Genomic DNA, 25,353 nt, shown 5'->3' with positions numbered 1-25,353 from the left:
TGTTCGCAAATATAAGTACTAAAAGCTAAATTCCTATCAATACTTTTTAATTTGAAAGAAAAATAACAAATCAAAAACTGTAACAAATTAGAAAACAATAGACTATATCCAATAAAAGCTTAAAAAAAAAGCACCGCTTTTTTATTGTAGTCGTTTAATCTTTTTTTGAAGGAAAGGAAAATTATAATTTTTGTTTTAAATAGCCTTACATCATATTAAATAGATGACGTAAGGCTATTGAGACTTTTGACTTTTCAACTTTATATTTTTTTCATCCTCAAGACACAGCCCATAGATTCCAAAACCAAAACACAACTTGTTTTATTGATCTCCTGAACAATAGCTTGCTGAGATTGAAAAGGACCTGACTCCAAAACCACTTTATCTCCAACCTGTAAAGAAGAAACCGAAATTTCATATTGATCAGGAGTAATCAGCCATTTTTTTATAGTATTAATTTCTTCATCACGCACAATAGCAGGCTTTCCTAACCAAAAAAGATAACGCACCGCACCTGTGGACTGAAAAACTAAATTTCGATCAGCATCTGACAAACGAACAAAAACATAGGAATTAAAAAGAGGAACTTCAACCTTTTTTTTTCTATCAGACCATTGCCGAACTTGCGTAATCAAAGGACAATAACACTCAATCCCTTTTTGAACTAACTGTTCTGCTACTTTCTTTTCCCATTTCGGTTTTGTATAAATTACATACCAATTCATTAGCATACTTTTGATGTAATTGCTTTATTTTTTTTTGACTCCTGTACTAACAACTAAGATAAATAAACTCTAAATTAACACAGAAGAGACTTCGACAACTCACAACTCACAACCAACAACCCTAAGACCCTACCGCTTGATACACAAAACCAATCTTTTGTAAAACCGTTTTATCCAATATATTTCTTCCATCGAAAACAAAGGCTGGTTTTTGCATCGAATCGTAAATTTTTTGCCAATCATAAGCAACAAATTCGTCCCATTCGGTAAGAATAGCAATAGCATGAGCACCTTCACAAGCTTCGTAGGGAGTTTCAAAAGACAAAATGCTATTGGAATTGGCCTCTGTAGTACGGGTTTCTAGATAATCCAAATCAGCTAAAACTTTTTTTCTAACTACTTTGGGGTCATAAACGGCTATTGTTGCATTTTCGCTAATCAAATCATCAGCTACATAAATCGCGGCAGATTCACGGGTATCATTCGTATCTTTTTTGAAAGCCCATCCTAAAAACGCAATTTTTTTACCCGAAACAGTATTGTATAATGTTTTTACAATATTATCTGAAAAACGCCTCTTTTGATGATCGTTCATGATGATTACTTGTTCCCAATAATCGGCAACCTCATTTAAACCATAGGATTTAGCAATATAAACCAAATTCAAAATATCTTTTTGAAAGCAAGAACCTCCAAAACCTACAGAAGCTTTTAAAAATTTTGATCCAATTCGACTATCCATTCCAATGGCTTTTGCTACTTCATTCACATCAGCTCCTGTTTTTTCACAAAGCTCTGACATCGCATTAATAGACGATATTCGTTGCGCTAAAAAAGCATTTGCAGTCAATTTAGACAATTCAGAGGACCAAACATTAGTAGTTAAAATCCTTTCAAGAGGCACCCAATTCGCATACACATCCACCAAGGCCTGAATTGCTTTTTGTCCTTCTTCAGTTATATCTCCTCCTATCAAAATACGATCTGGATGTAGTAAATCCTGAACCGCTGTCCCTTCTGCTAAAAATTCAGGGTTAGACAGGATTTGGAATTTCACTCCATTCCCTGTATTATCCAAGATACTTTTTATAGCCTCAGCTGTTCGAACTGGCAAGGTTGATTTTTCTACTACTATTTTATTGTCTTTTGCTACTTTAGCGATCTGTCTGGCACACAACTCAATAAACTTCAAGTCAGCAGCCATTCCTTTGCCTTTACCGTAAGTTTTAGTTGGCGTATTAACCGATATGAAAATCATTTGCGCCTCATCGATTGCCTTTTCAACATTTGTAGAAAAAAACAAGTTGCACCCTCTGGCTTCGGCTACAATTTCCGAAAGACCTGGTTCATAAATTGGAATCTGACTAACATCCGTATGATTCCAAGCTGCAATACGCTCTTCGTTCAAATCCACAACAGTTACTTGTATCTGTGGACATTTTTGTGCTATAATTGCCATGGTAGGCCCACCTACGTAACCCGCTCCAATGCAACAAATTTTTGTAATTTTCATTTATTTTTTATTCGTTTCTCGTTATCCATTGTTCGATTTTCGTTGTTCGTTACTCGTTATTCGTTATTCGATGTTCGATGTTCGTTGTTCGATGTTCGTTATCCGTTATCCGATGTTCGTTATTCGTTATTCGTTGTTCGTTATCCGTTGTTCGTTATCTGATAGACGATAGACGAAAGACGATAGACGATAGACGACAAACGATAAACGACAAACGATAAACGATAGACGAAAATCGATAAACGATAGACGACAAACGATAAAGACAGCCTACCACACTACTTCAAATTCTCCCAATACCAATCTACAGCAATCTTAAGTCCTTCTTGCAAAGAATACTGAGGATCGTAACCCAACAATGCTTTAGCCTTATCGATACTGGCTAAGGAATGCGGAATATCTCCTGCTCGATTCGGCCCATGAATGACAGCCACATCGGCAATTTTCGCATCATAAGCACTTAAATATTCCTTTAGATAATGCACCAAATCATTCAATGTATTTCTATCTCCATAAGCAGTATTATACACTGTATTGACAGCCTCTATTTTATCAGTCGAAATAGCCAATTCATTCATTTGGATAACATTATCAATATAGGTAAAATCACGGGAATAATTACCATCGCCATTGATAGTAATACTTTCGTGATTCATGAATTGCATCACAAATTTCGGAATTACCGCTGCATAAGCTCCGTTGGGATCTTGTTTTCTACCAAAAACATTGAAATATCGTAAACCTATCGTTTCTATTCCGTACGTTTTACTAAAAATCTCAGCATACAATTCGTTCACATATTTAGTAATCGCATAAGGCGAAAGCGGCTTTCCAATAACGGCTTCTACCTTGGGCAATCCCTCTGAATCACCATAGGTGGAAGAACTCGCCGCATACACAAAACGTTTTACCTTAGCTTCGGTTGATGCCTGAAGCATATTCAAAAATCCGGAAACATTAACATCATTGGTTGTAATGGGGTCATTAATAGAACGGGGAACCGAACCTAAAGCCGCCTGATGCAACACAAAATCAACTCCTTTTACTGCATTTTTACAATCTTCAAAGTTTCGAATATCACCTTCAATTAAAAGAAAATTAGGATGCGCCATACAATCTTTCAAATTATGTCGGTGTCCTGTAGCAAAATTATCCACACAGATTACTTTATTGCCTTTCGACAAAAAATATTCGCATAAATTAGACCCAATAAAACCAGCTCCTCCTGTGATTAACAATGTATGTGCTTTTGTTTCTTTCATTTTAAATTTATCTTAAAAGAGAAATTTTCTTTTTCTCCCATTCATTAAGTTAAGGATTCCTCGTCACAACATTACTCCTTAAAATTAGAACACTCATCATAATCCTCTACGTTCTAATTTTCGGCTCCCTTTAGGGCTGGGGGAAAACGAAAATTCATTCCCTTCTAATTCCCAACCAACAACTGACAACAGGCTCTACCCTTTTCTAATCTTTTTCATTATTTTTTCTAATATCCCTTTGGGCTGCTCCTCTTCATGGTATCCATTAGAATACGCTCCATAACCATAGCCATAGCCATAAGCTCCTCCATATTTAGCTTTGTTTTCAAAACCATTCAAAACAATACTAACATTTGCCATTTCTCCCCTTTTAACCCTGTTGTTTAACAAAGGAATCATTTCTTTTTTAGTTACATTTTGCCTTACAATATACAAAGTCACATCGGCATACTGTCCCAATTCTAAGGAATCGGAAACCAAACCAACGGGAGGCGTGTCCAAAATAATATAATCGTATTCTTTTTTCAATTCTGCAATCAAATCAGCCATTGCTTCGCCTATTATTAACTCGGAAGGATTGGGCGGAATAGGTCCTGAAAGAATAATGTCTAAGTAAGGAATCTCTGTTGCATTGACTATTTCTTTTAGGCTTTTTTGTCTAATTAAATAATTCACAACACCAGTTTCATTAGACAAATTAAATTCTTGAGCTAATTTTGGCTTTCTCAAGTCCAAACCTACAATCACGGTTTTCTTTTCGCTTAACGCAAAAACAGTGGCAATATTTATCGAACTAAAAGTCTTTCCCTCTCCACTGATTGATGAAGTAATCATTACCGTTTTCCCTCCTTCTACATGTTGTTTTTTATACAAAAACTGCAAAGAGGAACGAATGGCTCTAAAAGATTCTGACAAAGCAGATTTGGGTTTATCAAAAACAGCTAATTCTCCTTTCTCTCTATACAGCCCCACAATACCTATTAGAGGGATTTGTGTTTGCTTACTAACATCATCAGCATTTTGAATCGAATTATTAATAAAAAAGAGGACTAGTACAAACAACAACGGAATCAGAATTCCTAAAAAAAGTGCCATAACGTAATTGACAGAAGTTTTAGGGCCTATCAACCCACCTCCCACATCCTTAGCAGGATCTATAAAATGAATATCCGATAAATTGGCTGCTTTTACAATATCAGCTTCACTTCTTTTTTGCAAAAATGTACTGTAAATATTATCGCTTAGATCATATTTTCTCTTGATTTTCACCAATTCCTGTTGGTCATCTGGCAATTGTTTTATATTTCCTTCCGCCTGATTGATTTTACTATTTACCAATCCTAAATCAAATTGTAATGCCGATTTTGCGGTAGTGATATTTTCAATCAAAACACTTTTAATTGCTTCCATTTGATTATCAAAATCCCGAAATAACTTATCACTTTTTACCGCATAAGCCATTTCCGAACGCTGGGTAGAAAGTGCAATAAGCTTAGAAATATTAGCAACAATATTAGGATCTTCAATCCCAGCTACGGATGGAGCTGGTAGTTTAGAATAATCAACACTATTTTTTAAATAAGCTTTAAGCGAATTATAATAGGCAATCTTTCGAGCGATAGCATCTTTTTCAACATCATATTCAAGAATTTTGTCCGAAAATCGAGCGCCACCATCTTCTAGATTAAAAACGTCTTTGCCCTTCTTGAAAGATTTCAATTCTTCTCCAGCTGTTTTTAATTGCGATTCCATGGCAATTAGCGTACTATCAATAAAAGAAATCGTATTGGTTGCAAATCGGTTTTTATTATCCAGTTGCCTTTTGATAAGCATTTTTACTGTAGCATTAAGATATTCGACCATTCGAGCCTTATTTGTTCCTTGCATTCTTAATGTTAAAATGGAAGCACCTTTTTCGTCAGAAATCACATTGACACCTCTATAACGAGATACCGCGCCATTAAAATCATTAAATCGAATAAAATACTCTTTGCCTTTATAAAAACCGGGATTATCTTTTATTTGTAATTTCCAATTCAAAAAGGGCAACGAAACCGGTTCTCCAACTTTATATTTCTTAATAAAATCACCTACAGCTACGTTAGTATTGCTATACGAATTATCAGAATAAGTAATAAGTGATGTAGAATTATTTTGAAAAGGGATTTTTATTTGATATTCGGACTCGCTTAAAAAAGTAATGCTAATCAAACTACCTGCTAATTGTCCTTTGTTCTTATCAATGCTTACGTAAAAAGGAACAGCGCCATAAGCGTCAACCATATTGTACTCTTCTTGCTGTAAATAATCGATATAAAACTGTAATTGATCAACCACAAGTTCATTATGTGATCGAGACTGCAATGTGGTTGAAACAGTCTGCATCTGATCAGAAACGCCTCCCCAATTAAACGTCAAACTTGTATTTGAAGTAAACAACGGATTACTCTCTTCTTTTATAGAAATCAAAGTATGCATCTCATAAATTCGCTCTTTACGAATATTTACCTGATAGGCAATGGTAAAAGCAATTATCAAACTAACCAAAAACCACTTCCAATAACTTATTATTTTTATAAGCAAACCTTTAAAGTCAAAACTAACTTGGTTTTCAAAAAGGGAAAAGTCTTTTATATCTAACATTTTTTCGAAATGTGTTTTATCTTTTTAATAATAAAAAAGCAGTTGTGGCTAAAGATATCAACGTCAATATCGTTCCTAAAGATTCTATCCCTGTTTTTCCTGTACCCCAGGTTTTTTGTTTTAGAGGTTTTACATAAATATAATCATTAGGTTGCAAATAAAAATAAGGCGAATGTACTACGTTACGATCCGTAAGATCAATATCGTGCATTTCACTCCCAGTTGGGGTTTTCCTGATAATAGTAACTTCCTTTCTATTTCCCGTAAGTGTAATATCGCCAGCATTAGCAATTGCTTCCATAATATTTACATTTTCCTGAAATAAGGTTTTAGTTCCTGTACTTCCAATTTCACCATTTATAGTATAACGAAAACCAGCCAATTTTACTGTAACAAAAATATTGGCTTCTTTCTTGAAATATTCCGCTAACAATTGTTTCTCGATGCGTTGTCTTATTTCATCAAGGGTATAGCCTATTACATTCAACTCACCTAAAATTGGCATTCTAATATTTCCATGATCGTCAACCGTAAAACCATTAAAATACAAAGCCGACTCAGACTTACCTGCTTCTGCTTGACTAGTAGTACTAAAAATCTCCACTAGTTTAGGGTCATTTGCCTTGATGGTAATGCTTAAAACATCACTCGTTTGTAGACGGTACGGTTTAGAAACAACAGCCGAAATAGTAGTTTCAACATTTGTTTCGTTTTTATTTTGCAAATAAACCAAATCCCGTGTAGATATACAGGAGGAAAAGAGCATAGCAACACTTAACAATAAACAAAATAGATACTTAGTCATTTTATTATTTTAGACAACAAATATAGCTTTTCATTCATTAATATTAAAAGCCAAGGCATTCACTTTTAAAATTTTCGCCACGAATTACTCAAAAAACACATTTTTACTACTTATTTTATATTGGTACGAATCATTAAAACGGGTAGAATTAGTAAAATTCGATTCCAATGCTGATAAAGATGAATGACAATTGGTGTAATTCGTGGCTAACTTTTTTTAAAAACAAATACCGTTATTAAAAGCCTCGTTATTTACAAACCAAATTAATTATTTTTTATAGCCTTTTCAAATGGTAGACGCTGCAAAATACTTCTACCTAGAGTAACTTCATCAGCATATTCTAATTCGTCACCTACAGCAATTCCTCTGGCAATAGTAGAAATTACAATATCCGAATCGGAAATTTGCTTATAAATATAAAAATTAGTAGTATCTCCTTCCATGGTAGAGCTTAGTGCAAAAATAACCTCTATCAAATTTCCTGATTTTACTTTTTCTACCAAAGTCGAAATCTTCAATTGACTGGGACCTACTCCATCTATTGGCGAAATTTTCCCCCCTAAAACATGATAAATCCCCTTAAACTGCCCCGTATTTTCAATTGCCATAACATCCCGAATGTCTTCAACAACACATACTACTTGATGATTTCTATTTTTATTACTGCATATTTCACAAATTGACGTGTCTGAAATATTGTGACAGCTTTCGCAAAACTTAATTTCCTCGCGCATAGCAACCAAAGCCTGAGTTAAAAAACCAGTTTGCTCCTTTGGCTGTTTTAACAAATGCAAAACCAGCCGCAAAGCCGTTCTCTTTCCTATTCCTGGCAATTGCGAAATTTCATTTACCGCTTTTTCTAATAATTTTGAAGAAAATTCCATAGTTGCAAATGTAACAATTTGTTTATTGAAATAATTAATTATTCTAATACCGTTTAGAAATATAAATTGGTCTTATTGTCAGTTCGAGGCATAATTTTTAGTTTAAAAAAAGTAATATAAAATGACGTTGATACTTTGTCAATTGTCAATTATTATTATTTTTTAGTTGTCCTTAGCTTTCGTAGTCGAGTGTCAAATGTTTGAAGAATGCGTAAAAAGAAAAGTTGTTTGAGCGATAGCGAGTTCTTTTCTTTTAGCATTCGAAAACTAATTTGACCGACGAGAAAGCGCAAGACTTGATTTTTTTGTTTCTTTTTTGGTCAAGCAAAAAAGAAAATTAATAAATCTAATTTTTTTCTTTTAATAAAAACGTCAATGGTAGCGCAGTCGAGAACCATTATTGCATCTAGACTGCGCTCGATGTAACAAAAAAGAATTGGACTTTTTATATGTCTAATTGGTATAAATAAATAATATAAAATGGCTTTTAAAAAATCATCAAAACCAAAAAAGCCATCTTCTTTACGAAAACGGCTTTAGTATTTTGCAACCAAATAATTAATATTGATTGGTAGCTAATAAAACAAGCGTGCAGGCAACTTCAACCTTAATATTATTTAATTCTAGAAGTTGGTACAACTCTGGATTTTCAGTTCCTGGATTAAAAACAACACGTTTAGGCTGTACTTCTACTATATAATTATAATAATTGCGTTGATTTTTAGGATTCAAATACAAAGTAATAGTATCTATATTTTTTAATGGAATCGCTTTAGTCCTAATTTTAATTCCTGACACTTCACCCGTATTTTGACCAATAGCAAGAACCGAATGTCCTTTTTCAACAAGCATATTTATGGCTCTAAAAGCATATCTGTCTGGCTTAGTAGTGGCTCCCAGAACTAAAGTTTTTTTGTTTTTCATTTCATTCATTATTTTTGCAAAGGTACTCAAATAGAACTTAAGTTGCGTAATGCTTTATTTCAATACTTTTCGAAAAGCAATATTCAAATAATTAGTACTAATTCTTAGGCAGGAAAATTTCAGCTATCATACATCGGGCACTTCCTCCTCCACAGGTTTCAATAGTTTTCAAATCAGCACTCAAAATACTTCCATGTTTTTCCAATTGCGCAATTTGATTCTGATTCAGTGCCTCAAAAGCCGTTGTACTCATGACAATAAATCTTTTATCATCAGCCCCCGAAAGTTCCAAGACATTTCCAGCAAAATGCTCCACTTGCTTTTCACTAATTAAAATTAGCTCTTTTTTACTTTCTCTTAGATTATCTAAGACCATTTTGCGTTCTTTCTTATCTGCAATCATATCAGAACAAATGATGGCAAAATGCGCTCCAATACTCATGATAACATTAGTATGGTAAATCAATTCTTTTTTACCATCAACCGTATGAAAAGCTTCAAAAAGAACTGGTGCATAATCAAAATCTTCGCAGAATTCGATAAAAAGCTCTTCATCAGACCTTGGAGACAAAGCGCAATAAGCAATTGCATTGGCTCTATCTAAAACTAAACTTCCTGTGCCTTCCAGAAAAACATCATCCTCCTCTGCCGAAGTAAAATCGACAACATTCTCAATCACAAAACCTTTTTCTTCCAGTATATCTAAAACATCTTCTCGACGTTCGGCTCTTCGATTCTCGGCAAACATGGGATACAGAACCACATCTCCATTATCATGAAATGAAATCCAATTATTTGGAAAAACACTATCTGGTGTGTCGGTTTCTAAAGTATCTTCAACAACTAAAACATTAATCCCAACCGATTCAAGTTGGCTTACAAAAGCGTCAAATTCTTGTTGTGCTTTAGCATTTATTGTTGCTGGTAATATTCCGTTTAATTCTTTTTGAAAATGATTATTTGCTGTCGTTTGCTCATTCATTCGAAAAGCTACCGGACGAATCATCAAAACTGAATTGGTTATTTGTTTCATTTTATAAAACTATTATTTTTTGCTTACGCCAAAGATAAAAAAAAGCCTCACTTTTCAGTGAAGCTTTTGCTTTGATATAATTTATATTATACTGGTTTTTTAAACTCTCTTAATGGAGACCCAGTGTAAATTTGTCTTGGTCTTCCAATTGGCTCTTTGTTTTCACGCATTTCTTTCCATTGTGCAATCCAACCTGGTAATCTACCAATAGCAAACATTACTGTAAACATATCAGTTGGGATTCCTAATGCTCTATAGATGATTCCTGAATAGAAATCTACGTTTGGATATAAATTTCTAGCTTTGAAGTATTCGTCTTCTAAAGCAGCTGCTTCTAGTTTTTTAGCAATTTCTAAAATTGGATCATCCACACCTAAGGTTTCTAAAACCTCTTTAGCGGCTTTTTTGATAATTTTAGCACGTGGATCAAAGTTTTTATAAACTCTGTGTCCGAAACCCATTAATCTAAAAGCATCGTTTTTATCTTTTGCTTTAGCCAAATACTTTTCAGTATCTCCACCGTTTTGGTGAATTTCTTCTAACATTTCAAGAACAGCCTGGTTAGCACCTCCGTGTAAAGGCCCCCATAAAGCAGAAACTCCAGCAGAAATTGAAGCAAATAAACCTGCATGAGAAGAACCAACCATTCTTACTGTAGAAGTAGAACAGTTTTGCTCGTGATCAGCATGTAAGATAAATAATTTATCTAAAGCCTCAATTACAACAGGATTGATTTTATAAGGCTCTGTAGGCAATGCAAACATTAAGTTCATAAAGTTTTCAACATATCCTTTAGTATTATCATAATAATTCAAAGGATAGCCCATTGATTTTCTATAAGTCCATGTTGCAATAACCAAAAATTTACCCATAGTTTTACAAACTGCCTGGTACAATTCTTTTTCATTCTCAACATTCACTGATTTTGGATTGAAAGCTGTCAACGCGCTAGTCAAAGCTGCTAAAACACCCATTGGATGTGCAGTTTTTGGGAAGCCATCAATAATACCTTTCATTTCCTCATTTACTAAGGTATGCTTTCTAATATCTGTTTCAAATTGTTCTAATTGAGCAGCCGTTGGTAATTCACCAAAAATCAAAAGATAAGAAACTTCTAAAAAGTCTGCTTTATCAGCTAAATCTTCGATCGAATATCCTCTATAACGTAAAATTCCCAATTCTCCATCTAGGAAAGTAATTGCACTAGTACAAGAACCTGAATTTTTAAAACCTGGATCAATAGTAATTGTCCCTGTTAAATCTCTTAATTTGTTAATATTGATTGCTTCTTCGTTCTCACTTCCTTTAATAACAGGAAACTCGTACTTCTTACCATCAATTTCTAATATAGCTGTTTTTGACATAATAATTTGAAATAAATCTTTACACTTAATAATTTACCAAATCTAAGGATAATAACACTAATTAAAAAGGGAAAAAACTAATGATATTGTTAAATTTGACAAAAAAAGCCATTCATTTTACATGAATGGCTTTTAAAAGAGAACAAAGTGTTAATCTTATTTTATTTTGAATGCTTTTTTTCCTGGAAAATAAGCTGTATTTCCTAATTCTTCCTCAATTCTAATCAATTGATTGTATTTAGCCATACGATCAGAACGTGAAGCAGAACCTGTTTTAATTTGACCACAGTTTAACGCTACTGCTAAGTCTGCAATTGTATTATCTTCAGTTTCTCCTGAACGATGAGACATTACTGAAGTATATCCTGCATTTTTAGCCATATTAACTGCTGCAATAGTTTCAGTCAAAGTACCAATTTGGTTTACTTTGATAAGGATTGAGTTAGCAATTCCTTTATCAATACCAGTTGATAAACGTTCCACATTAGTAACAAACAAATCATCACCTACTAATTGAACTTTATCTCCAATTTTTTCAGTCAATAATTTCCATCCATCCCAGTCATTTTCATCCATACCGTCTTCGATAGAAATAATTGGGTATTTAGTTGTTAAATCAGCTAAATAATCCGCTTGTTCAGCAGAAGTTCTCACTTTTCCAGTTTCTCCTTCAAATTTAGAGTAATCGTATTTTCCGTTTACATAAAATTCAGCAGCAGCACAGTCAAGAGCAATCATAATTTCGTCTCCAAAAGTATAACCCGCTTTCTCCACCGCTAATTTGATAGTATCTAAAGCATCTTCAGTACCACCAGCTAAGTTTGGTGCAAAACCACCTTCGTCACCTACAGCTGTAGAAAGACCTCTATCGTGTAATACTTTTTTCAAACTGTGGAAAATTTCAGTTCCCATTTGCATTGAATGAGAGAAAGAAGTAGCTTTTACTGGGAAAATCATGAATTCTTGAAAAGCTATCGGAGCATCTGAGTGAGATCCACCGTTGATGATGTTCATCATTGGAACAGGCAATGTATTTGCAGAAACCCCACCTACGTATCTGTACAAAGGCAATCCTAATTCAGCAGCAGCAGCTTTAGCGACAGCCAAAGAAACTCCCAGAATAGCATTAGCACCTAATTTAGATTTGTTTGGAGTACCATCTAAATCAATCATCATTTGATCGATAAGATTTTGTTCGAAAACAGAAGTACCAACAAGTTCTTCAGCAATTACAGTATTAACATTGTTCACTGCATTTAAAACTCCTTTTCCTAAAAAAGCTTTTCCACCATCACGTAATTCTACAGCCTCATGTTCTCCAGTTGAAGCTCCAGATGGTACTGCTGCTCTTCCTAAAACACCGTTTTCTGTAACTACATCTACTTCTACAGTAGGATTACCTCTTGAATCGAAAATTTGTCTTGCGTGAATTTTGATAATAATACTCATATTACTTAGTTTTTAAATTTTAAAATGCAAATATATTCTAAGTTTTTTAAACATCGTATTTATTTTTTTAATCTTATCAACGAAAACGTTATAAATCTATTAATTAAACATAATTTAAAATAAAATTTACAAATTAAAAACAGAACCAAAACATTAGGCAAAAAAAATAGGCTAAACAAAAAATGCTTAGCCTATTAATTATCTTTAAAAAAACATTAATTTTTCAAATTTTCCACAAATTGATCAAACAAATAGGAAGAATCATGTGGCCCAGGACTTGCTTCAGGATGGTATTGAACTGAAAAACAATTTTTGTTTTTCATTCTCATTCCAGCTACAGTTCCGTCATTTAAGTGAAGATGCGTAATCTCCATTTCTGGATTCGCTTCTAATTCTTCTCTATTAACTGCAAAACCGTGATTTTGAGAAGTAATTTCCCCTTTTCCAGTAATCAAATTACTTACAGGATGATTAATTCCTCGGTGACCATTAAACATTTTATAAGTAGAAATTCCGTTAGCCAAACCAATTACCTGGTGCCCCAAACAAATACCAAATAATGGTTTATTGTTTGCCAAAATTTCTTTAGCAACTTCAATTGCACCTTCTAAAGGTTCTGGATCTCCAGGTCCATTTGAAAGAAAGAAACCATCTGGGTTAAATGAAGCCAAATCAGCATAAGAAGCGTCAAAAGGAAAAACCTTGATATAACAATCTCTTTTAGCCAGATTACGAAGAATGTTTGTTTTTATTCCTAGATCTAAAGCCGAAACTTTGTATTTAGCATTTTTATCTCCGTAAAAATAAGGTTCTTTAGTTGAAACTTTTGAAGCTAACTCCAAACCTTTCATGTCCGGAACGCTAGCTAAAGTGGCTTTTAACTCTTCAAGAGGAGTATCATCTGTACAAATTACAGCATTCATAGCTCCATTTTCTCTAATATAACTTACTAAAGCACGAGTATCTACATCAGAAATACAGATTAAATTTTGCTTTGCAAAATAATCTTCTAAACTTCCTGAAGCATCTTCTCTAGAATAGTTAAAACTGAAATTTTTACAAACCAAACCTGAAATTTTAATTCCGTTTGATTCTACTTCATTTTCATTAACGCCATAATTTCCAATATGTGCGTTAGTTGCCACCATTATTTGTCCAAAATAAGATGGATCAGTGAAGATTTCTTGATAACCGGTCATCCCAGTATTAAAACATACTTCACCAAAAGTGGTTCCGCTGATTCCGATAGATTTTCCGTGGAATATAGTACCGTCACTTAATAAAAGGATGGCGCTTTTTCGTGTTGTGTATTTCATTTGTTGTTAAATATGATGCAAATTTAATTCATTAAAGGAGCGAAAGCAACAATTTTAAAAATTATTTTAGAATTCTAATTCGTCTTTCCATTTCTAATGAGCTCCTGTTCTTTGTAATAAAAAAATCAAAAAAAAAGGATAAACTAAAAAAATAGTTTATCCTTGATTTTATTGAATGATTATTTTCATAATTATTCAGCAGCGTCTTTTGGCGTTTCAGGTTCAGCAGCAGGAGCTTCTGTTTCAGCTACTGGAGCTTCAACAACATCATCTGCCTTTTTTGCTTTTCCACCACGACGGCTTTTTGCTTTTTTAACTTCTTTTTTACCTCCGTTGTAAAGTTCATTGAAATCTACTAATTCGATCATTGCCATATCAGCATTATCTCCTAAACGATTTCCAACTTTAATGATACGAGTGTATCCACCTGGACGGTCACCAACTTTAGCAGCTACATCTCTGAATAAATCAGTTACAGCATATTTGCTACGTAAGTTAGCAAAAACGATACGACGGTTGTGAGTTGTATCATTTTTAGATTTTGTTATAAGCGGCTCAACAAATTGTTTAAGCGCTTTAGCTTTAGCAACAGTAGTATTAATACGTTTGTGCTCAATAAGAGAACAAGCCATATTAGCTAACATAGATTTTCTATGTGCAGTCTGTCTGCTTAAGTGATTGAATTTTTTTCCGTGTCTCATGACGTGTTTTTTTAAACCCTCATCTTGCTACTATCCTCTATGGAGAGCAAAATATGAGTAATTTATTCTTTATCTAGTTTGTATTTTGCTAAATCCATTCCGAAAGTCAAATTCTTAACTGCTACAAGTTCATCTAGCTCTGTTAAAGATTTTTTACCGAAATTACGGAATTTCATTAGGTCATTTTTATTGAACGATACTAAATCACCAAGTGTATCAACTTCAGCCGCTTTCAAACAATTTAAGGCTCTCACAGACAGATCCATATCAACAAGCTTAGTTTTAAGCAATTGTCTCATGTGTAATGATTCCTCATCATATGATTCTGTTTGTGCAATCTCATCAGCCTCAAGTGTAATTCTTTCGTCAGAGAACAACATGAAATGGTGAATTAGAACTTTAGCAGCTTCTGTAAGTGCATCTTTTGGATTAATAGATCCATCAGTTTTAATTTCGAAAACTAATTTTTCATAATCTGTTTTTTGCTCTACACGGAAGTTTTCAATAGCGTATTTTACATTTTTTACAGGTGTAAAAATAGAATCTGTAAAAATGGTTCCAATTGCAGCATTCTGTTTTTTATTCTCCTCAGCAGGAACATATCCTCTACCTTTCTCGATTGTTAAATCAAGATTCAATTTGATTTTAGAATCTAAATTACAGATAACAAGTTCTGGGTTCAAAACTTGGAAACCTGAAATAAATTTCTGAAAATCACCAGCTGTTAATTGATCTTTACCTGAAACAGAAATAGAAACTGATTCATTATCGATATCTTCAATTTGACGTTTGAAACGTACTTGTTTTAGATTAAGGATAATTTCGGTAACATCTTCAACAACTCCTGAAATAGTAGAAAACTCATGATCTACACCTTCTATGCGAACAGATGTAATTGCATACCCTTCCAATGCTGAAAGCAAAACTCTTCTAAGTGCATTACCAACAGTCAATCCATAACCAGGTTCTAAAGGTCTAAATTCGAATTTACCTTCAAAATCGGTTGAATCGATCATGATAACTTTATCGGGCTTTTGAAAATTAAATATTGCCATAAATTTCGACTAAGTCAATTATTATTTGTTGTACAACTCTACGATTAATTGTTCTTTAATGTTTTCTGGAATTTGAAGTCTAGCCGGTACAGCTACGAAAGTACCTTCTTTAACGTCATTGTTCCAAGTAATCCATTCATAAACTTGACTTGAATTAGATAAAGAACGTTCGATAGCATCTAAAGATTTAGATTTTTCACGAACTGCAACTTTGTCACCAGGTTTAAGGTGGTAAGAAGGAATGTTTACAACTTCACCGTTAACAGTGATATGTCTGTGAGAAACTAATTGTCTAGCACCTCTTCTAGAAGGAGCAACGCCCATTCTAAAAACTACGTTATCCAATCTTGCTTCACATAATTGTAAAAGAACTTCACCAGTAACACCTTTAGTAGCTGATGCTTTTTTGAATAAACCTCTGAATTGTTTTTCTAAAATTCCATAAGAATATTTAGCTTTTTGCTTTTCCATTAATTGGATTGCATATTCAGATTTTTTACCTCTTTTTTTAGCCATCCCGTGTTGCCCAGGAGGGTAATTTCTTTTCTCGAAAGATTTATCATCTCCGAAGATTGCTTCGCCAAATTTACGAGCAATTCTAGTTTTAGGACCAGTATATCTTGCCATTTCAATGAATTAATTAAGGTAGAGATTATGAATTCAGGTCATATCCTTCGATAATCGTGATTCTACCTAGTTATACTTAAATTTATTATTAAACTCTACGTCTCTTTGGAGGACGACAACCGTTGTGTGGCATTGGAGTAACGTCGATAATTTCAGTTACTTCGATTCCACCGTTATGCAAAGAACGAATAGCAGACTCACGTCCGTTTCCTGGTCCTTTTACATAAACCTTAACTTTTTTCAATCCAGCTTCAAGAGCTACTTTACTACAATCTTCTGCGGCCATTTGAGCTGCGTATGGAGTGTTCTTTTTAGAACCTCTAAAACCCATTTTACCAGCTGAAGACCAAGAAATAACTTCACCTTTTTTGTTAGTCAAAGAAATAATGATGTTATTGAAGGTAGCAGAAATATGAGCTTCTCCCGTTGATTCAACGATAACTTTACGTTTTTTTGTAGTTGCTTTAGCCATATTACTTATTATTTAGTTGCTTTTTTCTTGTTAGCAACAGTTTTTCTTTTACCTTTTCTAGTTCTAGAGTTATTCTTAGTTCTTTGTCCTCTTAATGGAAGACCAGTTCTATGACGAATTCCTCTATAACAACCAATATCCATTAAACGTTTGATGTTCAAAGAAACTTCTGAACGCAATTCACCTTCAATTTTGAAAGTTCCAACAGCTTCACGAATTGCTCCGATTTCGTCATCATTCCAATCTTGAACTTTCTTGTCTTGGCTAACCTGAGCTTTCTCTAAAATCTCTATAGCTCTACTTTTTCCTAATCCGAAGATGTAGGTAAGTGCAATAACACCTCTCTTGTTTTTTGGGATATCTACCCCTGCTATTCTTGCCATAATTATCCTTGTCTTTGTTTAAATCTAGGATTCTTTTTGTTTATTACGTATAATCTTCCTTTTCTACGTACGATGATGCACTCGGCACTTCTCTTTTTTACTGATGCTCTTACTTTCATTGTGAATATCTTTAATATCTATAAGTAATTCTTGCTTTAGACAAATCATAAGGGCTCATTTCTAATTTCACTTTATCACCAGGTAATAATTTGATGTAATGCATACGCATTTTTCCAGAAATATGAGCAATTACAACATGTCCATTCTCTAATTCTACACGGAACATCGCATTTGATAATGCTTCAATGATTGATCCGTCTTGTTCTATTGCTGATTGTTTTGCCATAAAATTAAGCTACTGCTTTTCTATTTTTTCCGCTTTTCATTAAACCATCATAATGTTTGTTTAACAAGTATGAATTGATTTGTTGAATTGTATCAATTGCAACACCTACCATAATTATTAATGAGGTACCTCCAAAAAACATTGCCCAAGATTGTTGAACATCCATAAGACTTACAACTATTGCTGGGAACACAGCTATTAGAGCAAGAAATAAAGAACCTGGAAAAGTTATTAAAGACATCACTTTGTCTAAAAAATCAGAAGTTTCAGCTCCAGGTCTAACCCCAGGAATAAAACCACCACTTCTTTTTAAATCATCAGACATTTTATTAGTAGGAACTGTGATTGCGGTGTAAAAGTATGTAAATACAACAATTAATGTTGCAAAAACTAAATTATACCAAAAACCGAACATATTACTAAAAGCACCTACAATAGATTGTGAAGTATCGGAGGTTGACAATCCTGCTAAAGCAGCAGGTATAAACATAATTGCTTGCGCAAAAATGATTGGCATAACCCCAGAAGCATTAAGCTTTAAAGGAATCCATTGTCTATTTCCACCTAACATATCTTGTTCAAAATCACCAGAAGCAGTACGACGTGCGTACTGAACTGGTATTTTTCGAATAGCCATAGTTAACAATACACATGCAATGATAACTAGAAGCCAAATAATTATTTCAATAACTAACAACATAGGTCCTCCATTGTTATTAGTAACTCTAGTTGTAAATTCTTGAATAAATGCTTGGGGAAATCTTGCAAGAATACCAACCATAATTAATAGTGATATACCGTTACCAATTCCCTTATCAGTTATCTTTTCTCCTAACCACATGGCAAAAATTGTACCTGTAACTAAGATAATTACTGAAGAAAATAAAAATTCAAAAGAATCAAACCCTAATAAAAATGCACTACCAGGTAATGTTCTATAAAGATTGTAGATATACGTAGGTCCTTGAACCAAAGTAATTACAATAGTCAACCAACGTGTAATCTGATTAATCTTTTTTCTACCACTTTCACCATCACTTTGTAATTTTTGCAAATAAGGAATAGCAATTCCCATAAGCTGAACAACAATAGATGCTGAAATGTAAGGCATAATTCCTAAAGCAAAAACGGACGCTTGAGAAAAAGCTCCTCCAGTAAACATATCTAAAATAGAACCAATACCACTTTTGGTTTGGCCTTCTAAATTAGCTAACTGTGTAGCATCAATCCCAGGAAGCGTTACGTGAGCTCCAAAACGATAAACTAAAAGCAGTCCTAAAGTAATTAGGATTCTGTTTTTTAGTTCCTCGATTTTCCAAACATTACTTATTGATTCAATAAATTTCTTCATATTAATTGAAAAATTATATTGTTACAGCTTCTCCTCCAGCAGCTTCAATAGCAGCTTTTGCAGTAGCAGTAAATTTGTGAGCAGTTACTTTTAATTTAGCTTTCAATTCTCCTCTTCCTAAAATCTTTACAATTTCATTCTTAGTAGCCAAACGGTTTGCAACATAAACTGTCATATCAACAGTATCTGTAATGGCACCATTATCTACTAATAATTGAAGTGTATCAAGATTCACACCTTCGTATTCTTTACGATTGATGTTTGTAAAACCAAACTTAGGTACACGTCTTTGAAGTGGCATTTGCCCACCTTCAAAACCAATCTTTTTAGAATATCCAGAACGAGATTTTGCTCCTTTGTGTCCACGTGCAGCGGTACCACCTTTTCCAGAACCTTCTCCTCTACCTAATCTTTTATTTTGATTGTGTGTTGACCCTTCAGCTGGTTGTAAGTTACTTAAATTCATAACAGTATTTGTTATTTAGCTTCTTCTACAGAAACTAAGTGTTTAACTTTGTTTATCATCCCAAGGATTGCAGGGTTTGAGTCATGCTCTACAACTTGACCCATTTTACGTAGACCTAAAGCCTCTAATCCTCTTTTTTGATCAAGTGGACAGTTGATTTTACTTCTAACTTGTTTTACTAATAATTTAGCCATAATTTCCTTGATTAACCTTTAAAAACTTTTTCTAAAGATACTCCTCTTTGTTTTGCAACAGTGTGAGCACTTCTCATTTGTAATAAAGCATCAAAAGTTGCTTTTACTACGTTGTGAGGATTTGATGATCCTTGAGATTTAGATAATACATCATGAATACCTACTGATTCAAGAACTGAACGAACAGCTCCACCAGCAATAACTCCTGTACCATGAGAGGCAGGAATTAAGAATACACGTGCACCACCAAATTTACCTTTTTGTTCGTGAGGAACTGATTGACCATTCAAAGGAATTTTTACTAGATTTTTCTTAGCATCTTCTACTGCTTTCGCAATTGCTTCAGAAACGTCTTTAGATTTTCCTAATCCGTGCCCAACTACTCCGTTTTCATCACCTACAACTACAATAGCAGAAAAACCAAAAGCTCTACCACCCTTTGTAACCTTAGTAACACGATTAACACTTACCAGACGATCTTTAAGTTCAAGACCACTTGGTTTTACCAATTCTACATTTTTGTATTTAGACATAATATATTAGAATTTAAGTCCAGCCGCTCTTGCGCCTTCTGCTAATGATTTAATACGACCGTGGTATAAGTATCCTCCTCTATCGAATTTTACTGTTTCAACCCCAGCTTTTAACGCTTTTTCTGCAACAAGTTTTCCAACTGCTGTAGCAATTTCTACGTTAGTACCTTTTCCTATTTCTTTTTCTCTTGAAGAAGCAGACAACAATGTAACTCCGTTTACGTCGTCAATAAGTTGAGCGTAAATTTCTTTGTTACTTCTAAATACAGATAATCTTGGATTAACAGCAGTACCGCTTATCGTTTTTCTGATTCTGAATCTGATTCTCTGTCTTCTTTCAGGTTTTGTTAATGACATAATCTTATTTTTTAAGCTGATTTACCTGCTTTTCTTCTTAATACTTCACCTACAAATTTAACACCTTTTCCTTTGTACGGCTCTGGCTTACGGAAACCTCTGATTTTCGCAGCAACAGCTCCTAAAAGTTGTTTGTCAAATGATGTTAATTTTACAATTGGGTTCTTACCTTTTTCAGATATAGTTTCAACAATTACTTCTGGAGCAACTTCTAAAACAATATTGTGAGAAAATCCAAGTGCTAAATCTAATTTTTGCCCTTGGTTAGAAGCTCTATAACCTACTCCTACCAATTCTAAAGATTTAGTAAAACCTTCAGTTACACCAACAATCATATTGCTGATTAAAGATCTATATAAACCGTGTTTTGCTCTTTGATCTTTGTGATCAGATGATCTTTCAACTTGAACTTGATCACCTTCAACTGTTACAGTTACATCCGAAAACTCCTGTGTTAGTTGACCATTTTTTCCTTTTACTGTAATAATACCGTCTTTAACTTCAACAGTAACTCCAGCAGGAATTACAACTGGACTCTTTCCTATTCTTGACATCTTATAAGTCTTTATTAATTAGTATACGTAGCAAATTACTTCACCACCTACATTTAATTGCTTAGCTTTCTTTCCAGTCATCAAACCTTTTGAAGTAGAAACAATAGCAATACCTAATCCGTTAAGGATTCTAGGAATGTTTGAAGAACTAGAATATTTACGTAAACCTGGTTTACTAATTCTTTGGATATCTTTAATAACCGGCTCTTTAGTATCTTTATCATACTTCAAAGCAATTTTAATAGAACCCTGAACAGAGTTGTCTTCAAATTTGTAACTTAAGATATAACCTTGATCAAATAAAATCTTAGTAATTTCTTTTTTTAGATTAGATGCCGGAATTTCAACAACTTTGTGGTTTGCAGCCACAGCGTTTCTAACTCGCGTTAAATAATCTGCAATAGGATCTGTATTCATATTTATTAATTTGCGATTATGGTTTTCTTTGAGACTTTCTCATTGAACCTTTAACCAATTAAAATTCGTTTTTTACCAGCTGGCTTTTTTAACTCCTGGTATCAATCCATTATTAGCCATTTCACGAAAAGTTACACGTGAAATACCGAATTGACGCATGTACCCTCTTGGTCTACCTGTTAATTTACAACGATTGTGTAAACGAACTGGTGAAGCATTTTTAGGTAATTTTTGCAAACCTACGAAATCTCCAGCCTCTATCAAAGCTTTTCTTTTCTCAGCATACTTAGCTACCGTTTTTTCTCTCTTAACCTCACGGGCTTTCATTGATTCTTTAGCCATATCTTAATTCTTTTTAAAAGGTAAACCTAATTCAGCCAATAATGACTTTGCTTCTTTGTCTGTTTGAGCAGTAGTAACAAAAGTAATATCCATTCCTGAAATTTTGTTTACTTTATCAATATCAATTTCTGGGAAAATGATTTGCTCTAAAACTCCAAGGTTATAGTTACCTCTACCATCGAATCCAGTAGCTTTGATACCACTAAAATCTCTTACACGTGGTAAAGCTGAAGTAATAAGTCTATCTAAAAACTCATACATTCTTTCTCCACGCAAAGTAACTTTTGCTCCAATAGGCATTCCCTTTCTCAATTTGAAAGACGCAACGTCTTTCTTAGAGATTGTAGAAACTGCTTTTTGTCCAGTGATCTTAGTTAATTCATCAACTGCATAGTCAATTAATTTTTTATCAGATACAGCTGCACCTACTCCACGGCTCAAAACGATTTTCTCCAATTTAGGAACTTGCATTACGTTTGTGTATCCGAACTCTTCTTTAAGAGCAGAGATTACTCTACTCTTATATTCTTCTTTTAATCTAGGTATATACGCCATTACTATAGTACTTGATTAGATTTTTTTGAAAATCTTACTTTCTTATCTCCTTCAACTCTTACACCTACTCTAGTTGTTTCCTTAGTTTTAGGATCAATTAAAGAGATATTAGAAATTTGAATAGGAGCTTCCTTCTTAACGATTCCTCCTTGAGGGTTTTTAGCACTTGGTTTTGTATGTTTCGAAACCATGTTTACACCTTCAACAATCGCTTTGTTTTTCTCACGGTCAACACGCAATATTTTACCTTCAGCACCTTTATGGTCTCCAGCAATTACTCTTACAATGTCACCTGATTTTATTTTTAGCTTTATCATCTTATAGCGAATTAAAGCACTTCTGGTGCTAATGATACAATTTTCATGAATTGTTTTTCACGAAGTTCTCTTGCTACCGGACCAAATACACGAGTTCCTCTCATTTCTCCTGCAGCGTTCAAAAGAACACATGCATTGTCATCGAAACGGATATAAGAACCATCAGCTCTTCTCACTTCTTTTTTGGTACGTACAACAACTGCAGTTGAAACAGCTCCTTTTTTAACGCTTCCGTTAGGAGATGTATCTTTAATAGATACTACAATCTTGTCACCAACAGAGGCATACCTTCTTTTGGTACCTCCTAAAACACGGATAGTTAAAACTTCTTTAGCTCCTGTGTTATCTGCTACTTTTAGTCTTGATTCTTGTTGTACCATAATTATTTAGCTCTTTCTAGGATTTCAACCAATCTCCAACATTTTGACTTACTTAAAGGACGCGTTTCGCTAATTCTTACAGTATCTCCAATGTTACAGTCGTTTGTTTCGTCATGTGCAACAAATTTCTTTGTTTTCAATACGAACTTACCATATAATGGGTGTTTTACTTTAGTAACTTGTGCAACAACAATAGATTTATCCATTTTGTTTGACGTTACAACACCAATTCTTTCTTTTCTTAAATTTCTTTTTTCTTCCATCTTTCGCAGATTACAATTATTGCACCTCTCTTTTAGTAAGCTCTGTAGCCAATCTCGCAACTGTTCTTCTTAAACTTCTAATTTGAAGTGGATTTTCAATTGGAGATATTGCATGAGCCATTTTTAGGTCAGCATATGTTTTCTTAGCTTGGCTAAGATTTTCTTGCAACTGTGCTGCAGAAAGATCTTTTATTTCTGATTGTTTCATAATAATATAAGATTATGCTTCGAAATCTCTAGCAACAACGAATTTAGTTTTTACTGGTAGTTTTTGAGCTGCAAGACGCAAAGCCTCTTTTGCAACAGATAATGGAACCCCACCAACTTCAAACATGATTCTTCCGGGTTTAACAACAGCTGCCCAATATTCAACGGCACCTTTACCTTTACCCATACGTACCTCAAGAGGTTTCTTAGTGATTGGTTTGTCTGGAAATATTTTGATCCATAATTGTCCCTCTCTTTTCATGAAACGAGTTGCAGCGATACGCGCAGCCTCGATTTGACGTGAAGTAAGAAACATACCATCTTCATGAACAGATTTAATACCAAACATTCCATTAGAAAGTTCATGCCCTCTTTGAGAGTTCCCTTTCATTCTACCTTTTTGTACCTTACGGTATTTTGTTCTTTTAGGCTGTAACATTTTTCTTTAATTTAAAAATTACTTTCTTTTACGAGCGTCTGGTTTTCCACCTTTTGAGAAGTTAGATTTACCACGAGGAGCATCTCCACCTTTTCCACCAGATTGTTTTTTGTCCATTCCAGCAAGCGGAGAAAGATCTCTCTTTCCGTAAACTTCACCTTTCATGATCCACACTTTGATACCCATTCTACCGTAAGTAGTATGTGCTTCAGCAAGTGCATAATCAATATCGGCTCTGAAAGTTGATAAAGGAATTCTTCCTTCTTTGAAACCTTCTGAACGCGCCATCTCTGCACCATTCAAACGACCAGAAATCAAAACTTTGATACCTTCAGCGTTCATACGCATAGAAGCAGCAATAGCCATTTTGATTGCACGTCTGTAAGAAATACGGCTTTCGATTTGACGAGCGATACTTGTTGCAACTAAATAAGCATCTAACTCAGGTCTTTTAATTTCAAAGATGTTGATTTGAACCTCTTTGTCTGTAATTTTCTTAAGTTCTTCTTTCAACTTGTCTACCTCTTGGCCACCTTTTCCGATAATAATACCAGGTCTAGCAGTAGTGATAGTAACGGTTACAAGTTTCAAAGTTCTCTCGATGATTACTTTTGATACACTAGCTTTTGATAAACGAGCATGGATATACTTTCTGATTTTGTGATCTTCAGCTAATTTATCGCCGTAATCATTTCCACCATACCAGTTAGAGTCCCATCCTCTGATGATACCAAGTCTATTTCCAATTGGATTTGTCTTTTGTCCCATCTTGTATTAATTTGCTTGTGTGTTATTAATAGCTCCTAACACGATTGTTACGTGATTTGAACGTTTTCTAATTCTATGTGCGCGACCTTGTGGAGCTGGACGAAGTCTTTTCAACATCATTCCACCATCTACTCTAATCTCTTTAACAAATAATCCAGCTTCTTCTAAATTACCTTCACTATTTTTTTGCTCCCAGTTGTTGATTGCAGATAATAATAGTTTCTCTAATTTTCTTGATGCTTCTTTAGAACTGAATCTTAAAATGTTAAGTGCTCTTTCTACCTTCTGACCTCTTACCAAGTCCGCTACTAAGCGCATTTTTCTAGGTGAAGTAGGGCAGTTATTCAATTTTGCGAAAGCAATAGACTTATTAGCCTCTTTTCTCGCATCTGCTGTTTCTCTTTTACGAACTCCCATTGCTTCTTATTTTTTACCTTTATTTTTTGCTCCAGCATGACCTCTAAAAGATCTAGTTGGTGAAAATTCTCCTAATTTGTGACCTACCATGTTTTCTGTTACGTAAACTGGTACAAACTGACGACCGTTATGAACTGCGATTGTTTGTCCAACAAAGTCAGGAGTAATCATAGAAGCTCTAGACCAAGTCTTTACTACTCCTTTATTCCCACCTGCAATGTTTTCTTCAACTTTCTTTTCTAACTTATAATGAACGAAAGGTCCTTTTTTTAATGAACGTGCCATATCTTA

At 34.1% G+C, this 25,353-nt stretch carries 35 protein-coding genes; all 35 read right to left on the bottom strand.

Annotation, left to right across the window (positions count from 1 at the left end):
* Window positions 1–260: 260 nt before the first annotated feature.
* Window positions 261–725 (bottom strand): UpxY family transcription antiterminator, encoded by a 465-nt coding sequence (locus tag AAGV28_RS01000; protein ID WP_373404964.1) that lies wholly within the window; start codon window positions 723–725, stop codon window positions 261–263.
* A 121-nt stretch (window positions 726–846) separates the two neighbouring features.
* Window positions 847–2,238 carry a UDP-glucose 6-dehydrogenase gene (locus tag AAGV28_RS00995; protein ID WP_373404963.1) on the bottom strand — a complete coding sequence of 464 codons (1,392 nt, stop codon included), beginning with the start codon at window positions 2,236–2,238 and terminating at the stop codon, window positions 847–849.
* Window positions 2,239–2,516: 278 nt separating this feature from the next.
* A complete protein-coding gene (locus AAGV28_RS00990; protein ID WP_373404962.1) occupies window positions 2,517–3,500 on the bottom strand; it encodes an SDR family oxidoreductase in 984 nt (327 codons plus the stop codon).
* Between the two features lie 195 nt (window positions 3,501–3,695).
* Complete coding sequence (locus AAGV28_RS00985; protein WP_373404961.1) at window positions 3,696–6,143, bottom strand: polysaccharide biosynthesis tyrosine autokinase; 2,448 nt, start codon at window positions 6,141–6,143, stop codon at window positions 3,696–3,698.
* A gap of 16 nt (window positions 6,144–6,159) precedes the next feature.
* Entirely contained in the window at window positions 6,160–6,948 is a 789-nt protein-coding gene (locus AAGV28_RS00980) for a polysaccharide biosynthesis/export family protein (protein ID WP_373404960.1), read from the bottom strand.
* A gap of 263 nt (window positions 6,949–7,211) precedes the next feature.
* Window positions 7,212–7,832: a recombination mediator RecR gene (gene recR / locus AAGV28_RS00975; protein WP_373404959.1), complete on the bottom strand. Its 621-nt coding sequence runs from the start codon at window positions 7,830–7,832 to the stop codon at window positions 7,212–7,214.
* A 558-nt stretch (window positions 7,833–8,390) separates the two neighbouring features.
* Window positions 8,391–8,756: a CoA-binding protein gene (locus AAGV28_RS00970; protein ID WP_373404958.1), complete on the bottom strand. Its 366-nt coding sequence runs from the start codon at window positions 8,754–8,756 to the stop codon at window positions 8,391–8,393.
* Window positions 8,757–8,853: 97 nt separating this feature from the next.
* A complete protein-coding gene (gene ctlX, locus AAGV28_RS00965) occupies window positions 8,854–9,789 on the bottom strand; it encodes a citrulline utilization hydrolase CtlX (RefSeq protein ID WP_373404957.1) in 936 nt (311 codons plus the stop codon).
* An 86-nt stretch (window positions 9,790–9,875) separates the two neighbouring features.
* Window positions 9,876–11,153, bottom strand: a complete 1,278-nt coding sequence (locus tag AAGV28_RS00960) for a citrate synthase (protein ID WP_373404956.1) — start codon at window positions 11,151–11,153, stop codon at window positions 9,876–9,878.
* 156 nt (window positions 11,154–11,309) lie between these two features.
* Complete coding sequence (eno, locus tag AAGV28_RS00955) at window positions 11,310–12,602, bottom strand: phosphopyruvate hydratase (RefSeq protein WP_373404955.1); 1,293 nt, start codon at window positions 12,600–12,602, stop codon at window positions 11,310–11,312.
* A gap of 215 nt (window positions 12,603–12,817) precedes the next feature.
* A complete protein-coding gene (carA, locus tag AAGV28_RS00950; RefSeq protein WP_373404954.1) occupies window positions 12,818–13,918 on the bottom strand; it encodes a glutamine-hydrolyzing carbamoyl-phosphate synthase small subunit in 1,101 nt (366 codons plus the stop codon).
* A gap of 191 nt (window positions 13,919–14,109) precedes the next feature.
* Complete coding sequence (gene rplQ, locus AAGV28_RS00945) at window positions 14,110–14,619, bottom strand: 50S ribosomal protein L17 (RefSeq protein WP_373389903.1); 510 nt, start codon at window positions 14,617–14,619, stop codon at window positions 14,110–14,112.
* Between the two features lie 62 nt (window positions 14,620–14,681).
* Window positions 14,682–15,674: a DNA-directed RNA polymerase subunit alpha gene (locus AAGV28_RS00940; protein ID WP_071183834.1), complete on the bottom strand. Its 993-nt coding sequence runs from the start codon at window positions 15,672–15,674 to the stop codon at window positions 14,682–14,684.
* Window positions 15,675–15,695: 21 nt separating this feature from the next.
* Window positions 15,696–16,301 carry a 30S ribosomal protein S4 gene (gene rpsD, locus AAGV28_RS00935; RefSeq protein ID WP_161644168.1) on the bottom strand — a complete coding sequence of 202 codons (606 nt, stop codon included), beginning with the start codon at window positions 16,299–16,301 and terminating at the stop codon, window positions 15,696–15,698.
* An 88-nt stretch (window positions 16,302–16,389) separates the two neighbouring features.
* Window positions 16,390–16,773 (bottom strand): 30S ribosomal protein S11, encoded by a 384-nt coding sequence (gene rpsK, locus AAGV28_RS00930; RefSeq protein WP_035637333.1) that lies wholly within the window; start codon window positions 16,771–16,773, stop codon window positions 16,390–16,392.
* Between the two features lie 8 nt (window positions 16,774–16,781).
* Complete coding sequence (gene rpsM / locus AAGV28_RS00925; protein ID WP_373389904.1) at window positions 16,782–17,156, bottom strand: 30S ribosomal protein S13; 375 nt, start codon at window positions 17,154–17,156, stop codon at window positions 16,782–16,784.
* A gap of 2 nt (window positions 17,157–17,158) precedes the next feature.
* On the bottom strand, window positions 17,159–17,275 hold the full coding sequence (gene ykgO, locus AAGV28_RS00920) for a type B 50S ribosomal protein L36 (protein WP_002987490.1): 117 nt from the start codon (window positions 17,273–17,275) through the stop codon (window positions 17,159–17,161).
* Window positions 17,276–17,286: 11 nt separating this feature from the next.
* Window positions 17,287–17,502 (bottom strand): translation initiation factor IF-1, encoded by a 216-nt coding sequence (gene infA / locus AAGV28_RS00915; RefSeq protein WP_026714631.1) that lies wholly within the window; start codon window positions 17,500–17,502, stop codon window positions 17,287–17,289.
* A gap of 4 nt (window positions 17,503–17,506) precedes the next feature.
* Window positions 17,507–18,853: a preprotein translocase subunit SecY gene (secY, locus tag AAGV28_RS00910; RefSeq protein ID WP_373404953.1), complete on the bottom strand. Its 1,347-nt coding sequence runs from the start codon at window positions 18,851–18,853 to the stop codon at window positions 17,507–17,509.
* A gap of 13 nt (window positions 18,854–18,866) precedes the next feature.
* Window positions 18,867–19,319 carry a 50S ribosomal protein L15 gene (rplO, locus tag AAGV28_RS00905; RefSeq protein WP_373404952.1) on the bottom strand — a complete coding sequence of 151 codons (453 nt, stop codon included), beginning with the start codon at window positions 19,317–19,319 and terminating at the stop codon, window positions 18,867–18,869.
* Between the two features lie 11 nt (window positions 19,320–19,330).
* A complete protein-coding gene (gene rpmD, locus AAGV28_RS00900; protein ID WP_026707002.1) occupies window positions 19,331–19,513 on the bottom strand; it encodes a 50S ribosomal protein L30 in 183 nt (60 codons plus the stop codon).
* An 11-nt stretch (window positions 19,514–19,524) separates the two neighbouring features.
* A complete protein-coding gene (gene rpsE / locus AAGV28_RS00895; RefSeq protein ID WP_085950926.1) occupies window positions 19,525–20,049 on the bottom strand; it encodes a 30S ribosomal protein S5 in 525 nt (174 codons plus the stop codon).
* A 3-nt stretch (window positions 20,050–20,052) separates the two neighbouring features.
* Entirely contained in the window at window positions 20,053–20,403 is a 351-nt protein-coding gene (gene rplR, locus AAGV28_RS00890) for a 50S ribosomal protein L18 (RefSeq protein WP_373404951.1), read from the bottom strand.
* Between the two features lie 11 nt (window positions 20,404–20,414).
* Window positions 20,415–20,957 (bottom strand): 50S ribosomal protein L6, encoded by a 543-nt coding sequence (gene rplF / locus AAGV28_RS00885; RefSeq protein WP_373404950.1) that lies wholly within the window; start codon window positions 20,955–20,957, stop codon window positions 20,415–20,417.
* Window positions 20,958–20,975: 18 nt separating this feature from the next.
* On the bottom strand, window positions 20,976–21,374 hold the full coding sequence (gene rpsH, locus AAGV28_RS00880; RefSeq protein WP_373404949.1) for a 30S ribosomal protein S8: 399 nt from the start codon (window positions 21,372–21,374) through the stop codon (window positions 20,976–20,978).
* Between the two features lie 72 nt (window positions 21,375–21,446).
* The gene (gene rpsN, locus AAGV28_RS00875) at window positions 21,447–21,716 is read right to left on the bottom strand and encodes a 30S ribosomal protein S14 (RefSeq protein ID WP_024981518.1); all 270 of its coding nucleotides are present in this window, start codon (window positions 21,714–21,716) and stop codon (window positions 21,447–21,449) included.
* A 3-nt stretch (window positions 21,717–21,719) separates the two neighbouring features.
* Entirely contained in the window at window positions 21,720–22,271 is a 552-nt protein-coding gene (gene rplE, locus AAGV28_RS00870) for a 50S ribosomal protein L5 (RefSeq protein WP_073245937.1), read from the bottom strand.
* Between the two features lie 2 nt (window positions 22,272–22,273).
* Window positions 22,274–22,588 carry a 50S ribosomal protein L24 gene (gene rplX, locus AAGV28_RS00865; RefSeq protein ID WP_373404948.1) on the bottom strand — a complete coding sequence of 105 codons (315 nt, stop codon included), beginning with the start codon at window positions 22,586–22,588 and terminating at the stop codon, window positions 22,274–22,276.
* A gap of 11 nt (window positions 22,589–22,599) precedes the next feature.
* Window positions 22,600–22,968, bottom strand: a complete 369-nt coding sequence (rplN, locus tag AAGV28_RS00860; RefSeq protein ID WP_022828366.1) for a 50S ribosomal protein L14 — start codon at window positions 22,966–22,968, stop codon at window positions 22,600–22,602.
* A 2-nt stretch (window positions 22,969–22,970) separates the two neighbouring features.
* Window positions 22,971–23,231, bottom strand: a complete 261-nt coding sequence (gene rpsQ / locus AAGV28_RS00855) for a 30S ribosomal protein S17 (RefSeq protein ID WP_026706247.1) — start codon at window positions 23,229–23,231, stop codon at window positions 22,971–22,973.
* Window positions 23,232–23,247: 16 nt separating this feature from the next.
* Window positions 23,248–23,439: a 50S ribosomal protein L29 gene (gene rpmC, locus AAGV28_RS00850; RefSeq protein ID WP_373389909.1), complete on the bottom strand. Its 192-nt coding sequence runs from the start codon at window positions 23,437–23,439 to the stop codon at window positions 23,248–23,250.
* A 12-nt stretch (window positions 23,440–23,451) separates the two neighbouring features.
* Entirely contained in the window at window positions 23,452–23,877 is a 426-nt protein-coding gene (rplP, locus tag AAGV28_RS00845; protein ID WP_373389910.1) for a 50S ribosomal protein L16, read from the bottom strand.
* A gap of 18 nt (window positions 23,878–23,895) precedes the next feature.
* Window positions 23,896–24,645: a 30S ribosomal protein S3 gene (gene rpsC / locus AAGV28_RS00840; protein ID WP_373389911.1), complete on the bottom strand. Its 750-nt coding sequence runs from the start codon at window positions 24,643–24,645 to the stop codon at window positions 23,896–23,898.
* Window positions 24,646–24,651: 6 nt separating this feature from the next.
* Window positions 24,652–25,062, bottom strand: a complete 411-nt coding sequence (gene rplV / locus AAGV28_RS00835) for a 50S ribosomal protein L22 (RefSeq protein ID WP_071183843.1) — start codon at window positions 25,060–25,062, stop codon at window positions 24,652–24,654.
* 6 nt (window positions 25,063–25,068) lie between these two features.
* Window positions 25,069–25,347, bottom strand: a complete 279-nt coding sequence (rpsS, locus tag AAGV28_RS00830; protein WP_024981511.1) for a 30S ribosomal protein S19 — start codon at window positions 25,345–25,347, stop codon at window positions 25,069–25,071.
* Between the last annotated feature and the right edge of the window lie 6 nt (window positions 25,348–25,353).

This window comes from Flavobacterium zubiriense (assembly GCF_041729725.1).
Classification (GTDB): Bacteria; Bacteroidota; Bacteroidia; order Flavobacteriales; family Flavobacteriaceae; genus Flavobacterium; species Flavobacterium zubiriense.
The sequence above is the reverse complement of the archived record's forward strand: the minus strand, read 5'-3'. Positions and strand labels throughout refer to the sequence as shown.

Excerpts from the sequence above, each read along its gene's own strand:
- AAGV28_RS01000 (WP_373404964.1), bottom strand. The coding sequence starts at position 725 with ATGAATTGGTATGTAATTTATACAAAACCGAAATGGGAAAAGAAAGTA.
- AAGV28_RS00995 (WP_373404963.1), bottom strand. The coding sequence starts at position 2,238 with ATGAAAATTACAAAAATTTGTTGCATTGGAGCGGGTTACGTAGGTGGG.
- AAGV28_RS00990 (WP_373404962.1), bottom strand. The coding sequence starts at position 3,500 with ATGAAAGAAACAAAAGCACATACATTGTTAATCACAGGAGGAGCTGGT.
- AAGV28_RS00985 (WP_373404961.1), bottom strand. The coding sequence starts at position 6,143 with ATGTTAGATATAAAAGACTTTTCCCTTTTTGAAAACCAAGTTAGTTTT.
- AAGV28_RS00980 (WP_373404960.1), bottom strand. The coding sequence starts at position 6,948 with ATGACTAAGTATCTATTTTGTTTATTGTTAAGTGTTGCTATGCTCTTT.
- recR (WP_373404959.1), bottom strand. The coding sequence starts at position 7,832 with ATGGAATTTTCTTCAAAATTATTAGAAAAAGCGGTAAATGAAATTTCG.
- AAGV28_RS00970 (WP_373404958.1), bottom strand. The coding sequence starts at position 8,756 with ATGAAAAACAAAAAAACTTTAGTTCTGGGAGCCACTACTAAGCCAGAC.
- ctlX (WP_373404957.1), bottom strand. The coding sequence starts at position 9,789 with ATGAAACAAATAACCAATTCAGTTTTGATGATTCGTCCGGTAGCTTTT.
- AAGV28_RS00960 (WP_373404956.1), bottom strand. The coding sequence starts at position 11,153 with ATGTCAAAAACAGCTATATTAGAAATTGATGGTAAGAAGTACGAGTTT.
- eno (WP_373404955.1), bottom strand. The coding sequence starts at position 12,602 with ATGAGTATTATTATCAAAATTCACGCAAGACAAATTTTCGATTCAAGA.
- carA (WP_373404954.1), bottom strand. The coding sequence starts at position 13,918 with ATGAAATACACAACACGAAAAAGCGCCATCCTTTTATTAAGTGACGGT.
- rplQ (WP_373389903.1), bottom strand. The coding sequence starts at position 14,619 with ATGAGACACGGAAAAAAATTCAATCACTTAAGCAGACAGACTGCACAT.
- AAGV28_RS00940 (WP_071183834.1), bottom strand. The coding sequence starts at position 15,674 with ATGGCAATATTTAATTTTCAAAAGCCCGATAAAGTTATCATGATCGAT.
- rpsD (WP_161644168.1), bottom strand. The coding sequence starts at position 16,301 with ATGGCAAGATATACTGGTCCTAAAACTAGAATTGCTCGTAAATTTGGC.
- rpsK (WP_035637333.1), bottom strand. The coding sequence starts at position 16,773 with ATGGCTAAAGCAACTACAAAAAAACGTAAAGTTATCGTTGAATCAACG.
- rpsM (WP_373389904.1), bottom strand. The coding sequence starts at position 17,156 with ATGGCAAGAATAGCAGGGGTAGATATCCCAAAAAACAAGAGAGGTGTT.
- ykgO (WP_002987490.1), bottom strand. The coding sequence starts at position 17,275 with ATGAAAGTAAGAGCATCAGTAAAAAAGAGAAGTGCCGAGTGCATCATC.
- infA (WP_026714631.1), bottom strand. The coding sequence starts at position 17,502 with ATGGCAAAACAATCAGCAATAGAACAAGACGGATCAATCATTGAAGCA.
- secY (WP_373404953.1), bottom strand. The coding sequence starts at position 18,853 with ATGAAGAAATTTATTGAATCAATAAGTAATGTTTGGAAAATCGAGGAA.
- rplO (WP_373404952.1), bottom strand. The coding sequence starts at position 19,319 with ATGAATTTAAGTAACTTACAACCAGCTGAAGGGTCAACACACAATCAA.
- rpmD (WP_026707002.1), bottom strand. The coding sequence starts at position 19,513 with ATGGCTAAATTATTAGTAAAACAAGTTAGAAGTAAAATCAACTGTCCA.
- rplR (WP_373404951.1), bottom strand. The coding sequence starts at position 20,403 with ATGTCATTAACAAAACCTGAAAGAAGACAGAGAATCAGATTCAGAATC.
- rplF (WP_373404950.1), bottom strand. The coding sequence starts at position 20,957 with ATGTCAAGAATAGGAAAGAGTCCAGTTGTAATTCCTGCTGGAGTTACT.
- rpsH (WP_373404949.1), bottom strand. The coding sequence starts at position 21,374 with ATGAATACAGATCCTATTGCAGATTATTTAACGCGAGTTAGAAACGCT.
- rpsN (WP_024981518.1), bottom strand. The coding sequence starts at position 21,716 with ATGGCTAAAGAATCAATGAAAGCCCGTGAGGTTAAGAGAGAAAAAACG.
- rplE (WP_073245937.1), bottom strand. The coding sequence starts at position 22,271 with ATGGCGTATATACCTAGATTAAAAGAAGAATATAAGAGTAGAGTAATC.
- rplX (WP_373404948.1), bottom strand. The coding sequence starts at position 22,588 with ATGATAAAGCTAAAAATAAAATCAGGTGACATTGTAAGAGTAATTGCT.
- rplN (WP_022828366.1), bottom strand. The coding sequence starts at position 22,968 with ATGGTACAACAAGAATCAAGACTAAAAGTAGCAGATAACACAGGAGCT.
- rpsQ (WP_026706247.1), bottom strand. The coding sequence starts at position 23,231 with ATGGAAGAAAAAAGAAATTTAAGAAAAGAAAGAATTGGTGTTGTAACG.
- rpmC (WP_373389909.1), bottom strand. The coding sequence starts at position 23,439 with ATGAAACAATCAGAAATAAAAGATCTTTCTGCAGCACAGTTGCAAGAA.
- rplP (WP_373389910.1), bottom strand. The coding sequence starts at position 23,877 with ATGTTACAGCCTAAAAGAACAAAATACCGTAAGGTACAAAAAGGTAGA.
- rpsC (WP_373389911.1), bottom strand. The coding sequence starts at position 24,645 with ATGGGACAAAAGACAAATCCAATTGGAAATAGACTTGGTATCATCAGA.
- rplV (WP_071183843.1), bottom strand. The coding sequence starts at position 25,062 with ATGGGAGTTCGTAAAAGAGAAACAGCAGATGCGAGAAAAGAGGCTAAT.
- rpsS (WP_024981511.1), bottom strand. The coding sequence starts at position 25,347 with ATGGCACGTTCATTAAAAAAAGGACCTTTCGTTCATTATAAGTTAGAA.